This window comes from Tritonibacter scottomollicae (genome assembly GCF_003003215.1).
Lineage (GTDB): Bacteria > Pseudomonadota > Alphaproteobacteria > Rhodobacterales > Rhodobacteraceae > Epibacterium > Epibacterium scottomollicae.
Map to the genome: position 1 here is coordinate 327,326 of NZ_PVUF01000004.1, position 14,229 is coordinate 341,554.

At 62.0% G+C, this 14,229-nt stretch carries 14 protein-coding genes; all 14 read right to left on the minus strand.

Annotation, left to right across the window (positions count from 1 at the left end; translation table 11 throughout):
* Nucleotides 1–57: 57 nt before the first annotated feature.
* Nucleotides 58–315, minus strand: coding sequence for a hypothetical protein (locus CLV89_RS09510; RefSeq protein ID WP_106163413.1), 258 nt, complete (start codon nucleotides 313–315; stop codon nucleotides 58–60).
* 193 nt (nucleotides 316–508) lie between these two features.
* On the minus strand, nucleotides 509–1,072 hold the full coding sequence (locus CLV89_RS09515; protein ID WP_106163484.1) for a DUF2199 domain-containing protein: 564 nt from the start codon (nucleotides 1,070–1,072) through the stop codon (nucleotides 509–511).
* Between the two features lie 175 nt (nucleotides 1,073–1,247).
* Nucleotides 1,248–2,768 carry an amidophosphoribosyltransferase gene (gene purF / locus CLV89_RS09520; protein WP_106163414.1) on the minus strand — a complete coding sequence of 507 codons (1,521 nt, stop codon included), beginning with the start codon at nucleotides 2,766–2,768 and terminating at the stop codon, nucleotides 1,248–1,250.
* 444 nt (nucleotides 2,769–3,212) lie between these two features.
* The gene (locus tag CLV89_RS09525) at nucleotides 3,213–3,938 is read right to left on the minus strand and encodes a Hint domain-containing protein (RefSeq protein ID WP_106163415.1); all 726 of its coding nucleotides are present in this window, start codon (nucleotides 3,936–3,938) and stop codon (nucleotides 3,213–3,215) included.
* A 388-nt stretch (nucleotides 3,939–4,326) separates the two neighbouring features.
* Entirely contained in the window at nucleotides 4,327–4,881 is a 555-nt protein-coding gene (locus CLV89_RS09530; protein WP_106163416.1) for a CvpA family protein, read from the minus strand.
* 43 nt (nucleotides 4,882–4,924) lie between these two features.
* Nucleotides 4,925–6,289: a DNA repair protein RadA gene (radA, locus tag CLV89_RS09535; protein ID WP_106163417.1), complete on the minus strand. Its 1,365-nt coding sequence runs from the start codon at nucleotides 6,287–6,289 to the stop codon at nucleotides 4,925–4,927.
* 362 nt (nucleotides 6,290–6,651) lie between these two features.
* Entirely contained in the window at nucleotides 6,652–7,140 is a 489-nt protein-coding gene (locus tag CLV89_RS09545; protein WP_106163419.1) for a paraquat-inducible protein A, read from the minus strand.
* Entirely contained in the window at nucleotides 7,137–7,859 is a 723-nt protein-coding gene (locus tag CLV89_RS09550; protein ID WP_133166712.1) for a hypothetical protein, read from the minus strand. The genes CLV89_RS09545 and CLV89_RS09550 overlap by 4 nt, the downstream gene beginning before the upstream one ends.
* 36 nt (nucleotides 7,860–7,895) lie before the next feature.
* Nucleotides 7,896–8,642, minus strand: coding sequence for an ABC transporter ATP-binding protein (locus CLV89_RS09555; RefSeq protein WP_106163421.1), 747 nt, complete (start codon nucleotides 8,640–8,642; stop codon nucleotides 7,896–7,898).
* An 8-nt stretch (nucleotides 8,643–8,650) separates the two neighbouring features.
* Entirely contained in the window at nucleotides 8,651–9,433 is a 783-nt protein-coding gene (locus CLV89_RS09560) for an MlaE family ABC transporter permease (RefSeq protein ID WP_106163422.1), read from the minus strand.
* Nucleotides 9,430–10,467, minus strand: coding sequence for an alanine racemase (gene alr / locus CLV89_RS09565; RefSeq protein ID WP_106163423.1), 1,038 nt, complete (start codon nucleotides 10,465–10,467; stop codon nucleotides 9,430–9,432). The genes CLV89_RS09560 and alr overlap by 4 nt, the downstream gene beginning before the upstream one ends.
* A 183-nt stretch (nucleotides 10,468–10,650) precedes the next feature.
* Nucleotides 10,651–12,168 carry a replicative DNA helicase gene (locus CLV89_RS09570; protein ID WP_106163424.1) on the minus strand — a complete coding sequence of 506 codons (1,518 nt, stop codon included), beginning with the start codon at nucleotides 12,166–12,168 and terminating at the stop codon, nucleotides 10,651–10,653.
* Between the two features lie 252 nt (nucleotides 12,169–12,420).
* Nucleotides 12,421–13,101, minus strand: coding sequence for an orotate phosphoribosyltransferase (locus tag CLV89_RS09575; RefSeq protein ID WP_106163425.1), 681 nt, complete (start codon nucleotides 13,099–13,101; stop codon nucleotides 12,421–12,423).
* A 76-nt stretch (nucleotides 13,102–13,177) separates the two neighbouring features.
* Nucleotides 13,178–14,218 carry a dihydroorotase gene (gene pyrC, locus CLV89_RS09580; RefSeq protein WP_106163426.1) on the minus strand — a complete coding sequence of 347 codons (1,041 nt, stop codon included), beginning with the start codon at nucleotides 14,216–14,218 and terminating at the stop codon, nucleotides 13,178–13,180.
* Nucleotides 14,219–14,229: the final 11 nt, after the last annotated feature.

Below are 14,229 nucleotides of genomic sequence, written 5' to 3' on the forward strand. Positions count from 1 at the left end.
GCGCCGGGGTCAAGCCCCGCGACATCTGCGGGGGGATCGCTGCGACGAGATGCGCACTCAGTTGGTGAAGATCGGCAACCGTCCGACTTCGCCGCCGCGTTCGATCAACAGCCCCTCGACATCAATGCCGACGATACGCCCGATCGGCAGCCGTTCACCGGTCTTGACCGTTTTGATGCGACCTGAGGCCAGGCGCACCATGCCCTGCATGTCGTTTGGTGTCCCGAACAGGCCGATCAGAGAGAGGTTACGGTCGGGCAGCGCGTTCTTCTCGGTGGCGAGGGCTTCTGCGGTTGCAGTTTGAGAGTTGGCCATGTCGGCTCCAGCACCCGTGCCCGGACCGGCGAACCGGTGACCGAACAGGCGGGAATGTCATATGTGAGTGGTGTGTCGCGTGAGTGTGCGGCGCTGGTATCAGCACGCGTGGACCGGCGGAAGCGGGGGCAGGGGCGCCCCGGCGGTGCGCAGCCGACGCCAGGCGGCTCAATGCGCAGAACAACGCCTGTTCTCAGGCGTCATACACCAGAGAGGCAAGATCGTGCCCATAGGCGTGCAGGAAGACCAGCAGTTCTTCGAGATCGAGACCCAGCTCCTGCATCCGGGCGAGATCATGATTGACCTCGGACACCTGCAGCTCCGGATATTGCCCCTCGGGGCGCATGTGCAGCATGCAGGCCAGCGGGCCGCCGCTCTCGGGCGGGATCTGGTTCGACAGCCACGCGGGTTGGCTGCCCATGCTCTCACCCTCGCGCAGCTCAAACAGGTCAAGATATTCGTCAAAGACGTCTTCGCTGACACCGGCCCAGGTGCCGAGGATGAACTCCTCACCGCGCGAATCCGCAAGCGGAATGGCCAGCACCGCACGCAGGAACCGCAGGCTTCCGAAGCGGCAGAAATCCTCGGTCAGCACATCGCCTTCTGAGACAAAGATGGCGGTGTTGTCCTGCACCTGCAGATCCGCCGGCACGATGTCGGGCCGGTCGCAGGAGAGGCTGAGGAGCTGAGCAAAGGTCCCGCCGCAGCAGCGGCACTGACGCGAAGAACTCAGCATACGGGCAAGATGCGCGTCCAAGAAGGCGCCCCTTTCGAAAATCAAATAGAGAAAGGCGCTGACCTGTGCGGGTCAGCGCCATTGGCGGTGTTTGCGCCGCTCCATTACGCCTGTTGAGCGCAAAGTGCAATCGCTGAGCATGGTGCGCCACTCAGGTCGCAGCCCCTGTTTGGGCTATGACCCGCGATCTGCCCGATCAGCTGGCCAGCGTGGCGCCGTTCCAGGATTTGCCCGCATCGGGCATGTCCTTGATTTTCTTGCTGACGCGGCTGCTGCCCTCAAGCGTGTTCAGGTAGTCCTCGCTGACCGATCCGGTGACATACTGACCGTCAAAGCAGGAGCAATCGAACTGCTCGATCTCTGAATTGCCTTCCTTGGCGGCCCAGACCAGATCCTCAAGTTTCTGGTAGAACAGGGCGTCGGCGCCCAGTTCCTCGCGAATCTCCTCGAGGTTCAGCCCATTGGCAATCAGCTCGTGTTTCGTCGGCATGTCGATGCCATAGACATTGGGGTGTTTCACCGGCGGCGAGGCGGAAGCGATGTAGACCTTCTTGGCGCCAGCCTCGCGGCACATCTGTACGATCTTCTTGATCGTGTTGCCGCGTACGATCGAGTCATCGATCAGCAGGATATTGCGATCCTTCATCTCCAGCGGAATGGCGTTCAGCTTGCGCCGGACCGATTTTTGCCGCTCTTCCTGACCGGGCATGATGAAGGTCCGGCCGACGTAGCGGTTTTTCACCAGCGCCTCGCGGTAACGGATGCCGAGCGAGTTGGAGACCTCCAGCGCAACGGGGCGGGCACTGTCGGGCACCGGAATGACGGCGTCGATATCGAGACCGGAGTCGGCGATCTGCTTTGCCAGCGCTTCGCCCATGCGGATCTGTGTCTTGTAGACCGAAATCCCGTCCAGCATGGAATCGGGGCGGGCCAGATAGACATATTCGAAAATACAGGGCGTCAGCTTGCCTTCGACCGCCTGGAACTCATGCTTGTTGCCCTCCAGATCCACCAGAATCGCTTCGCCGGGTTTCAGGTCACGGAGTTTCTTGAACCCGTTGATGCCAAAAGCCACGTCTTCGGAGGCAAAGGCATAATCATCCCCGTCGCCTTCTGCGTCGCGTTGGGCCACCGACAGAGGGCGGATGCCGTGCGGGTCGCGGAAGGCGAGCATGCCAACACCGGCAATCAGGCAGATCACGGAATAGGCGCCCTGCACGCGCTCCATCGTCATCTTCACCCCGGCAAAGATGTTGCGGATCGGATCGGCGTTGCCGTTGACCTTGATCGCGTCTGCCACCTTGTCGGCGAGCACGTTCAGCAGGATCTCGGAATCCGAGGTGGTGCGCAGGTGGCGGCTGTATTTGCCGGTGACCTTGGCGCGCTGTTGCTCGGTATTGGTGATATTGCCGTTGTGCACCAGATAGATGCCATAAGGCGCGTTCACAAAGAACGGCTGCGCTTCGGCTGCAGAGAGCGACCCGGCAGTGGGGTAGCGCACATGGCCCATGCCAACACGACCCTGCAGGGTTTCGGCATCCTTTGCGCCGAACACATCCTTGACCAGACCGTTGGCTTTGCGTTCGCGGAAGAACCCGTCGCCGTAGGTGACGATGCCTGACGCATCCTGGCCACGGTGCTGAAGCATCAGCAACCCGTCATAGAGTTCCGCAAACACTTGTTCGGTTCTGCTTGCGATGCCCAAGATACCGCACATGGCGAGGCTCCAATATAATCGTTCGTTTTGCTTACAGCCCGGAGGCTGTGGCGACAGAGGCCGCGACGGGAACGTCACAGGCCAGGACCGCGGTGCGATGCGCCGGGTCATGATGTAGAAGGTTTCTCGTGAACGGGAAGGCGGAGCCAGTGGGGCGCAGCGCGGCGGTAACGCGGGCTGCACTGCGGCTGTTGGGTGCCAGAAGGGCAGATCCTGCAACACGCGAGGGGCGGCGCAGGTCAGCTGAGTACCGGGTCAACACAGCGGGTTTGGCTCCGAATCCTGTCGAACAGTGACGGCCCTCACATAGGCTGTCTCGCGGGCAATGTCATCAAAGGATCACAAAGTCGCGCAGATCCGGGCAGGATTTCCGACCTGAGGCGGCCCGTGGCGCGCTGGCGCGCAATCAGAACGTGAAGGGAGGTGTCCGTGGCGGCTGTTCGATCACGCGGCGTAGCGGCCAAACAGCAGGTCGATGGGGTCAAAGGCGGGCAGCGGCGCCGCATCAAGACCGAGGAATGCGGCATCATCGCCGTCCTCGTCCGAGGTCACTTCGACCGCGATCTCGCATGCGCTGTGATCTTCGCGACCCGCAGCCACGATCTGGCGCGCCTCGGTGAACGACAGCAGGCTGTAGAACCCGTCGTCTTCTGGCTCTCCGGCGTTCAGCACCAGGCCACCTTCGGTCCACAGCAGTTCTTCTTCGGCGCATCCGATGTGGATCCGGGCGAGGCGCTGGGGCAGGGCGGTGCTGATGCCATTGTGGCCGATCAGGGCCACCAGCTTCACGGTCACAACCGGAAGGTCAAAGAGATCGAGAGCAATATCGCCCGAGACCGCCACAACCGCATCGGAGGGCAGCTCAAGGGCTGCGTCATTGCCAAGCGCGCCGACTGGTACATGCACCATCGCAGTGAGGCGCGGCACGGAATGACGAATGGTCACCACCTCGCGCTGGCCGCCGTCAAAGGTTTGCACCATGTCACCTGGTCGCAGGGCACGGGCTTGTTTAAAGCCGCATTCGGTCTCGATCAGGGTGCCGGGCAGCACACCGCCCTGTTGTGGACGGGAGCGGGCGGCGGCCTGATCCTCTGCGTCGTGCAAACGCAGGTCCAGAAGCAGGTCAACCGGCTGATAGTCTGTAAACGCGGTGGTGTGATCCAGCAGCATGTCCAAATGTCCCTTCTGAGAGCGGCGAGGCTTTTTGCCTTCGTTGATCTCAATTGGCCCCCGAATTGGGACAAGAATGGGGCAGGCTTGGGACAGTTTCGGTACCGAAGCGGGTTTGAGGTGCGAAAAACACAGTCATTCCCAAAGGTTAACGGCCTTACTGGTGCAAATTAAGGAGTTGTTAAGGATATTCGCAAGTTTTTCACACAGCCACGGCGGGACGCAGAATCGATTCTTCAAGGGGGAGCAATCGGGCAGTTTCTGCAAAATTCTGTGAATATCCGGGCTCGGGCCCGGGATCGCTCTGCGGATACGCGCTGGCATCGCGCCGCACGAAAAAGGGCGCCCGATGAGGGCGCCCCGTTTTAATCTCGTATGTGTGGGACCGTCAGCCTTCGCAGGACGAGATCAGGTCTTCGTATTTCTGAGTAACCCAGCCAAGCGCTTGCTCGGGGTTCTGTTCCTCGACCTTGCCGATCACCTGGTTGAACACTGCGGCAGAGCGGCTCTCGTCGACCATGGTAAAGCTCTGACCGGTCATCACCACATTATAGACGAAGAAGGCGATCACCACGAGGAGGATGCCGCGCAGGACGCCAAAGAAGAACCCGGCCCCCTGATCAAGCCCCCCCAGTGCCGAGCGCTGGATCAGACCCGCCAGCAGTGGCGTGAAGAAAGAGACGATGATCAATGCGATCGCGAAGACCGCAAAGAACGCCGCGATCAGCGACAATTCGCAACTGTCGGCGATGAACTCACCCACCACCGGGATCTCCGCCATGAGCGGTTCTGCCTGGGGGGCGAACATATAAGCCAGCACACCTGCCGCAACCCATCCGATGATGGCCATGACTTCGCGTACAAAGCCGCGCGCATAGGCGAGTAGTGCCGAAACTACGATGACCAGCGCTACCGCGCCGTCGATAATGGTGAAACCTTCCATGTCCCTCGCCTGTTTGCCCGCGAAAAATACCTTGAGTGGCCTTTTAGCCTGCTCCGAAATATTCGCCAACAAATCCTGTGAGGTCAGAGGCCGGGCGCAGGGTCAGGCCGGGGACGGATACGGATTTGCCGCCACTCGGAGCGATCGACGCCGTGAAACCAAGTTTTTGCGCTTCTTTCAACCGGTTTTCCGTCTGAGGGGCCGGTCTGAGGGCACCGGACAGAGATATTTCGCCAAAAATCACCGTATCGGAGGGAAGTGCCGTGTCCTCACGCGCGCTCAACAGTGCGGCGGCCACTGCAAGGTCGGCTGCGGGTTCGGTGATTTTCATGCCACCGGCGACGTTGAGATAGACGTCGAGCCCGGCAAAGGGAATGCCGCAGCGCGCCTCCAGCACCGCCAGGATCATCGCAAGACGTGAGCTGTCCCAGCCCACCACGGCGCGACGCGGTTGTGAATGGGGTGAGGGCGCCACCAGCGCCTGCATCTCCACCAGTACCGGGCGGGTGCCCTCGATGCCGGCAAAGACCACCGACCCGGGCGAGGGTTGACCGCGTTCCGACAGAAACAGCGCCGAGGGGTTGAGCACCTGCGCCAGCCCGGCGCCGGTCATCTCGAACACGCCGATTTCATCGGCGGGACCAAAGCGGTTTTTCACTGCCCGCAGGATGCGGAACTGATGGCCGCGCTCGCCCTCGAAGTAGAGCACCGTGTCGACCATATGCTCCACCACGCGGGGGCCGGCGATCTGGCCCTCCTTGGTGACGTGACCAACCATGACGATGGACACCCCATTTGCCTTGGCGAATGTGGTCAGCTCATGCGCGGCGGCACGCACCTGGCTGACGGAGCCCGGCGCGCTGTCGACATTGTCGGCCCACATGGTCTGGATGGAGTCGATGATTGCCAGCTGCGGCTTTTCCGCCTCCAGCGTGGTCAGGATATCGCGCAGATTGGTTTCCGCCGCCAGTTTCACCGGCGCGTCGGCCAGCCCCAACCGTTGCGCCCGCATGCGCACCTGGGCGGAGGCTTCCTCGCCCGAGACATAGATGGTTTTCAGCCCCGCATGGGCAAACTGCGCCGCCGCCTGCAGCAGCAGCGTTGACTTGCCGATGCCGGGATCACCGCCGACGAGGATCGCCGAGGCCTCCACCAGCCCGCCACCCAGCACCCGGTCCAGTTCTGCGACGCCACAATGGGTGCGCGGCGGCGGGGTTTCCTGGGTGGCCAGATTAGTAAGCGGCACCCGCTTGCCCCGCATCGCTCCGAGAGATTTCTTGGCAGGCCCTGCGGAGGTCAGCCCCTTATCCTCGGAGATCGAGTTCCATTCGCCACAGCCCTCGCAGCGACCGGACCATTTCGAATAAGAGGCCCCACACGCGGAGCAGGAGAAAGATGTCTTTGCCATGGGGGGAGATGTGGCAGATGTTTCCGATTTGTTCAAGTGGGTGTTGGATGCGTTTTCTGACCGGACATATCCCGAGCGCGGTCTGGGGAGGGCCGGGGGCGAGGCCCCTCCGTCGCATCCGCAAGGGGGCGCTCCCGCCAGTCGGGCGATCATCCAGAGATGATCTGCTCCTGTTGGGCCCGGCGCAGCTGCGCTGCGCGGTGACACCAGCAGCGTGTCGGTTGGCGATGGGCAAGGAAAGGATCTGCTGAGAAGCGGTTCAGGGGCAGGTCTGCCCTGAACGCGCCATCGCCAGTGTAAGGGTACGTCGCAAGCGCCTCAATGATCTGCGACCGCGCGTGCGCGCGGCGGCCCATGGGCCGTCATTGACCCGCTGGCGACGCGCGGCGGATCTGGCGTTCGGTCAAGATCGACAGGGTAATCGAGGCGAGAATACAGGCGGTGAAAAGATAGAGCCCCCAGGCGGTTTCGATCGTGGCGTAGCCGATGCCCTTTGCCAGAGTGATATAGAGCGCAATCAGGAAGACATCCGCCATGGCGAGTTTTCCGAGGACGGAGAGCGCCGGCAGACTGCGCGCATCCAGCAGGCGGAACTGGACCAGCGCCAGGCCGATGGTTTTGAGGTAGGGCGCGAAGAGTGCAAATGCGGTGACAGTGAGCGCCAGAGCGACATCGCTGCCCCAGAGGCTCTGCAGGCCGGTGATGACGGAGATTTCGCTGAGGCCGAAGATCGGCAAGATTCCTGCCCGCATCAGAGGGGCAAACCAGGCGATCGGATAGAGGATCAGCAAAGAAAGGGTGGCGAGGCGGAGCAGAAGAGGTGCTTTTTCTCGCGCGCTGCTCGCCGTCATGGAAGCCGACACTTCAATCCCTCCGTATCAAAGTTGCTTTTTTCGTCAGATCGCGATGCGAGAATACGCTCGGCGACGATGATGGCGGTTTCTGTCTTTGTGCAGGGGCGTTTTTCGGGTTCTGCCACCATGTTGTTGTAGATCCAAAGACCCATGATACCTACTCCAATTGTTAGACCCACGCCGACCAAATATGCGCGGGGGCGGGTGCCAGCCCCTGTGTGAGACGTGCTTATCGGAGGCGCGTCGTCTGGGGGATCAGTTCGCTCTTTTGGCTTGGGGGCCGATGGGTCGTTGCGCAAACATGAGCCGATCGCTGCCGCGACTAGAATGCTTGCGAAAGTGAACAAAACCGATTTGGTGCTATAGGCGTTGCTCAGCACGTCCTGAGCGCCCTCTACGAAAACAAGCGCAATGCCCGTCAGAAGATAAACCGTGCCTGCAATGGCAAGAGCGAAGAATGCAAATGAAACTCCGCGTGCGTGACGCGCGAGACCCGCGAGCCCGATAAGTCCCCAGACCAATTGGCTGAATGCGGCAAACAGGGCCAAGTAGACCCAGACGATCACTTCAACAATGGGGGAGAAAATCGGTGCAAGCACCGGTGTCAGAATTTCTGCGACCAGACTGGCGAAGGCGGCAAATAGGCTCAGAATGCCTTCGACAATCGGGGCCAATACGGCAGCGAGCATATCGCTGAGCAATACGTTTAAATTCATAAAAATCACTCTTTAAAAAACAGGGAAAATACCCCTCTAGCGCACCGCTTCGATCGGCCCCTCCGCACTGCCGGAGATGAATTGCTCCACGTAAGGGTCGCCCGACTGATCCATCTCCGCAACCGGGCCGGTCCAGCGGATCTTGCCGCCGTGCAGCATGGCGACATTGTCGGCAATGGCGCGCACAGAGGTCATGTCGTGGGTGATGGTCATGGCGGTGGCGCCCATCTCCACGACGATCTCACGGATCAGGTCGTTGATGACGCCTGACATGATCGGGTCCAGCCCGGTGGTGGGCTCGTCGAAAAAGATAATCTCTGGCTCGGCGGCAATGGCGCGGGCAAGGCCGACACGTTTTTGCATGCCGCCGGACAGTTCGGCGGGCAGGCGGTCGGCGACATCGGCCTTGAGACCGACACGGCGCAGTTTCTCGATGGCGATCTCGCGGGCCTCGTCCTTGGGGCGCGCGAGGCTACCACGCAGCAGCCGAAAGGCGACATTTTGCCAAACCGGGAGTGAGTCAAACAGCGCGCCGCCTTGAAACAACATGCCGAAGCGAGACAGGAAGGCATCACGATCACCCTGGCCAACGGGCTTACCATCCACCCGGATCTCGCCCGTGTCCGGCTCGATCAGGCCAAGGATGCATTTCAGCGCCACTGATTTGCCGGTGCCGGAGCCACCGATGATCACCGTTGAGGACCCCTTTGCCACATCGAGGTCAACACCACGCAGCACCGCGTTCGAGCCAAAGGCCTTGGCGACCTGGCGCATTTCAATCATCGGTTGGGTCATAGCGAGAAAAACACCCCGGTCAGCACAAAGTTGGCGGCGAGGATCAGCACGGCGGCGGCCTCGACCGAGCTTTTGGTGGCCTGTCCCACGCCCTGCGCGCCGCGGCCCGACTGCATGCCGTAGTAGCAGCCCATGAGGGCGGCGATGGTGCCGAAGGCCGCGCCCTTGACCAAGCTCGAGACGATATCGCGCAGTTCGAGGAAATCGACGGTGTTCTTGAGGTAGGCGGCGGCGTTGAAGTCAAGCGTCTCGGTGGCCACCACATAGCCGCCCATGATGCCGATGATATCGCCGACACCCACCAGCACCGGCACGGTGATCAGGGCTGCCAGCACACGCGGGGCGACGAGGTATTTCATCGGGTTGGTAGAGAGCGTTACCAGCGCGTCGATCTGCTCGGTCACCTTCATGGTGGCGATTTCGGCGGCAATCGACGAGGTCACCCGCGCCGCGATCATCAGGCCCACCAGCACCGGGCCGAGTTCGCGCACCATGCCGATGGCGACGATCTGCGGCACCACGGCTTCGGCGTTGAAACGTGCGCCACCTGCGTAGATCTGCAGCGCCAGCGCGCCGCCGGTGAAGATCGCGGTCAGCGCCACCACGGGCAGGGACAGCCACCCGACCTGCAGCAAAGCCAGCAGGAACTCGCGCGGATAAAACGGCGGGCGCATCATGTGGCTGAAAGTCGAGGCGGCAAAGCGGGTGATCCGCCCGAGGGCGGCGAGGCGGCCCAGCGACGTGCGGCCGATCATCCCAAGGGCAGAGGCGGGGGTCATGCGCTGTAGGTCCTCGCATAGCGGTTGCCAAGCGAGGTCAGCACCTCGTAGCCGATGGTATCGGCGGCATTGGCCAGCACATCTACCGTTTGCGCCTCATTCATCAGGCTCAGGTAAGGCGGCACCTCGTTGAGCTCGGTGACGTCGACGGTGATCAGATCCATCGAGATACGGCCCACCACGGGACAGGGGGTGGAACCCGCATAGGCCATGATGCCCTGTCGCTGAAAGGCGCGGTGCAGACCGTCGGCGTATCCGGCGGCCAGCGTGGCGATGCGGGTGTCGCGCTGTGCGATCCAGGTGTTGCCGTAGCCGACGCTTTCGCCGGGGGCGAGGTCGCGGGTCTGGATCACCGGCACTTCCAGCTCGACCACCGGCAGCGCGTCACTATAGGGCGCACCGCCATAAAGGCCGATGCCTGGGCGGCAGAGGTCAAAGTGATAATCGCGGCCCAAGAGCAGCCCGCCGGTGGCGGCGAGAGAACGGGGCAGGTTCAGCCCCTCGGTCATCTCGATGAAGTTCTTGAGCTGATAGGGGTTCATGCCGTGGCCGGGCTCGTCCGAACAGGCCAGATGCGACATCAAGAGGACCGGGTTTTGATCCAGCGCGATATCGCGCACCGCCATCCATTCAGCGGCCTCCATACCCAGCCGGTTCATGCCGCTGTCGAGCTGCACGCCAAAGGGATGGCCCGGAAGCGCCTCGAAATGGCGCAGCATCTGGTCCAGCGAGTTGAGCATCGGCGTCAGCTGAAAGTCCCGCAGCAGCTTGGCGTCGCCCTCCATATGGCCGGAAAACACCGAGATCCCCGGACCGGGGCCTATCGCGCGGCGCAGGGCGATGCCTTCCTCCGCGATGGCGACAAAGAAGTTGCGGGCCCCAGCCTGTGCCAGCGCCTTGCCGACGCGGCCTGCTTCGAGACCATAGCCATTCGCCTTGACCACCGCTGCGGTCTCGCAGCCGGTCTTGGCATCCAGATTGCGCCAGTTGATCGCAAGCGCATCCAGGTTGATTTTCAAACGTGCCGTACTCATGCGTCGTTCATGACATGGAGGCCACCGGGGTCAAGGGGGAAACCGCAGCGGTGTGGCTTTGGGCGGGCTGTTGCGCTGTGTTTGCGGGCGCGGAGGGGGCGCTGCCCCCGGCCCGATGGGCCTCCCCCGAGATATTTTTGAAAAGATGAAGGGGAGGGCAGAGGCCCCGGAGCGGCCTTGCGCTCAGTAGCCGTCGGGCTGCTGTTGCCAGGATTTGGCAAGGTTGCCGAAGCGGGTGAACTGCGCCTCGAACGACAACTCCACCGTGCCGATGGGGCCGTGACGCTGTTTGCCGACGATGACTTCGGCCTTGGCGTGCAGGCGCTCCATCGCTTGTTTCCACTCTTCCATCTTGTCGAGTTCGTGATCGCCGGGCTTTTCGCGTTCCTTGTAGTATTCCTCGCGGAACACGAACATCACCACGTCCGCATCCTGTTCGATCGAGCCCGATTCCCGCAGGTCCGAAAGCTGCGGGCGTTTATCGTCGCGGCTTTCCACCTGACGCGACAGCTGCGAGAGGGCGACCACGGGGATGTTCAGCTCCTTGGCGATGGCTTTCATGCCCATGGAGATCTCGGCAATCTCGTTTACCCGGTTTTCGGCCATGCCGCGGCAGAGCTGCAGATAGTCGATCACCAGAAGGTCAAGCCCATGGGTCCGCTTCAGGCGCCGGGCGCGGGCGGCCAACTGCGAGATCGGGATCGCTGGCGTGTCGTCGATGAAGAGCGGGCAGCTTTCGAGGTCCTTGGCGGCCTGCACGAAGCGGCGGAACTCCTCTTCGGTCATGTCACCCTGACGGATCTTGTGGCTGGAGATTTCCGAGGCTTCGGCGAGGATCCGGCCTGCCAGCTGTTCGGCTGACATCTCCAGGCTGAAGAAGCCGACGACGCCGCCATCGAGTGCGCCTTCGCTGCCATCCGGTTTCAGCCCGCGTTTATAAGCCTTGGCGACATTGAAGGCGATGTTGGTGGCGAGCGAGGTTTTCCCCATCGAGGGACGTCCGGCAAGGATCAGCAGGTCCGAGGGGTGCAGGCCACCAAGCTGCTTGTCGAGATCATCCAGCCCGGTGGAGATCCCGGCCATGCCGCCGCCGCGCTGATAGGCCTCGTTGGTGACATTCACCGCCTCGGTCACCGCGCGCAAGAAGGATTTGAAGCCCTGTTCGGTCTGGCCCTGTTCGGCCAGCGAATAGAGCTGCTGTTCCGCCTCAACGATCTGTTCCTTGGGTTCCGAGGCGACATCGACCCGGCGTGCCTTGTCGGCGATGGTCTGGCCGAGGGCAATCAGCTCGCGCCGGATCGCCAGATCATAGATCATCTGCGCATAGTCGCGCACCGCAAAGGCCGAGATCGAGGCCGAGGCCAGTTTGGCCAGATAGGCCGGCCCACCCAGTTCGCGCAGCCCTTGGTCGTCCTCCATGAAGGCCTTGAGCGTCACCGGCGAGGCCAGCGCGTTCTTGGAAATCCGCGCCGCCGCCACCTCGTAGATCCGGGCGTGCACGGGATCGTAGAAATGCGAGGAATTGATGATCGAGGCGACCTTGTCGTAGACGTCATTGTTGGTGAGAATTGCCCCCAGCAACTGCTGTTCCGCCTCGACGGAGTGGGGCAATTCCGATGCCTGTGCTTCACCTGCCGTGCCGCTGGAGTCTGGTGACGCGGGCGGCTGTGGATCGCCGTTAAAGGAGGTGATCTCGTTCATGTCTGCTCTCTTGTGATAGGCTCGTGTTCTACGCTGGAACCGGACCTGATTTCCATCTGGAAATCCCTGTGGATGAATTGAGGATAACCGCAGAGACGGATGTGGGCAATTTTTCGAAACGTCGGATTATGCCTCAACAGCTTCTTCATATGGTGTGCGGTTGGGGTGGCAGCCACATGATATGGAAAAGGCCGCTCCGATTCGGGGCGGCCTTTTCCACAGAAATCCGTAGCCTTGGGGGTGAAGTTTTCCTCAGGCTTTCTTGTTTGCGTCCTGCCAGCCGCGCGGATCGCGCAGGAATTTCTCTACTTCATCAAGGGTTTGTGTGCTGAAGCTCGCTTGCGCGCGGGCCTCTGCCAACACATCCCACCAGGTGCACAGGTGGTGCAGTTCGACGCCGTGATCGCCCAGCGTCTTGGTGGTTTCGGGGAAGATGTCATAGTAGAAGATCACCGCCGTGTGGCCGCAGGTGGCGCCGGTCTCGCGGATTGCATCCACGAAGGACAGTTTGGAGCCGCCGTCCGTGGTCAGGTCCTCTACCAGCAGCACCCGTTCGCCCTCGCTCATTGCGCCTTCGATGCGGGCATTCTTGCCGTAGCCCTTTGGCTTCTTGCGCACATAGGTCATCGGCAGGGCGAGACGTTCTGCTACCAAGGCGGCAAAGGGAATGCCTGCGGTTTCGCCGCCAGCGATATTGTCAAACGCCTCGAAACCGGCGTTGCGCATCACTGTGACGGCCATGAAATCCATCAATGTGGAGCGGATGCGCGGGAAGGAGATCAGCTTGCGACAGTCGATGTAGCTCGGCGAGGGCAGGCCGGAGGCCAGCGTGTAGGGCTCATCGGTGTTGAAGTTCACCGCGCCGATTTCCAGCAGCATCCGGGCGGAGAGGCGGGCGATTTCTTCGGGTGACGGGTAGGAGGAGGGGATCATGGCGTATCCTTCGAGAGCAGAGTGCCAGAGGCGCGGGCGGGAGCCTCCGGCGGGGATATTTATCAAGAAGATGAAATCAGGCGACGGTCCAATGCACCGCAAAGCCGGGATCAAAGACGGTGACCGGGCCGTCCGGCGTGTCGACCTGTTCCGGGAAAGCGACGGGGGCGCCCTGTTTCGTCAGGGTGATCTGGCTGTCGTTTTCCGGCAGGCGATAGAAGGCGGGGCCGTTCTTTGAGGCAAACCCTTCGAGCTGCTCCAGCGCGCCGTCTTCTTCGAACACATGGGCCAGCAGCGCCATGGTGTTGGTGGCGGTGAAACAGCCCGCGCAGCCGCAGGTCTGCAGCTTATTGGCATCCGTGTGCGGCGCCGAGTCGGTGCCCAGGAAGAACCGTGCATCGCCGGAGGTGGCGGCCTGGCGCAGGGCGACGCGGTGCTCTTCGCGCTTGGCGACGGGCAGGCAGTAGTAATGCGGCTTGATCCCGCCCACCAGGATATGATTGCGGTTGATGATCAGGTGATGCGTGGTGATCGTCGCGCCGAGGTCCGTCTCCTGCGAGTGGACGTAATCAACGGCATTCTTGGTGGTGATATGCTCCATCACCACGCGCAGGCCCGGGGTGGCGCGGCGGACCGGGTCCAGAACCCGGTCGATGAACACCGCTTCACGGTCAAAGATGTCGATGTCGTGGTCGGTGACCTCACCATGGGTGCAAAGCGGCAGACCGATCTCTGCCATCTTCTCCAGCACCGGGCGCACCTTATCGAAATTGGTGACTCCGGAGGCGGAGTTGGTGGTGGCCCCGGCCGGGTAGAGCTTCACGGCCTTGACCAGACCGGAAGCATGGGCGGCGGCCACATCCTGCGGGTCGGTATCCTCGGTAAGGTAGAGCGTCATCAGGGGTTCAAACATCATGCCTTCGGGCAATGCCGCGAGGATACGGTCGCGGTAGGCGGCGGCCTGCGCGCCGGTGACAACCGGCGGCACGAGGTTGGGCATGATGATGGCGCGGCCAAAATGGCGGGCTGTTTCCGGCAGCACCGCGCGCAGCATGTCGCCATCGCGCAGGTGCAGGTGCCAGTCGTCGGGGCGGGTGATCGTCAGGCTCTGGGTCATGGCGCAGGCGT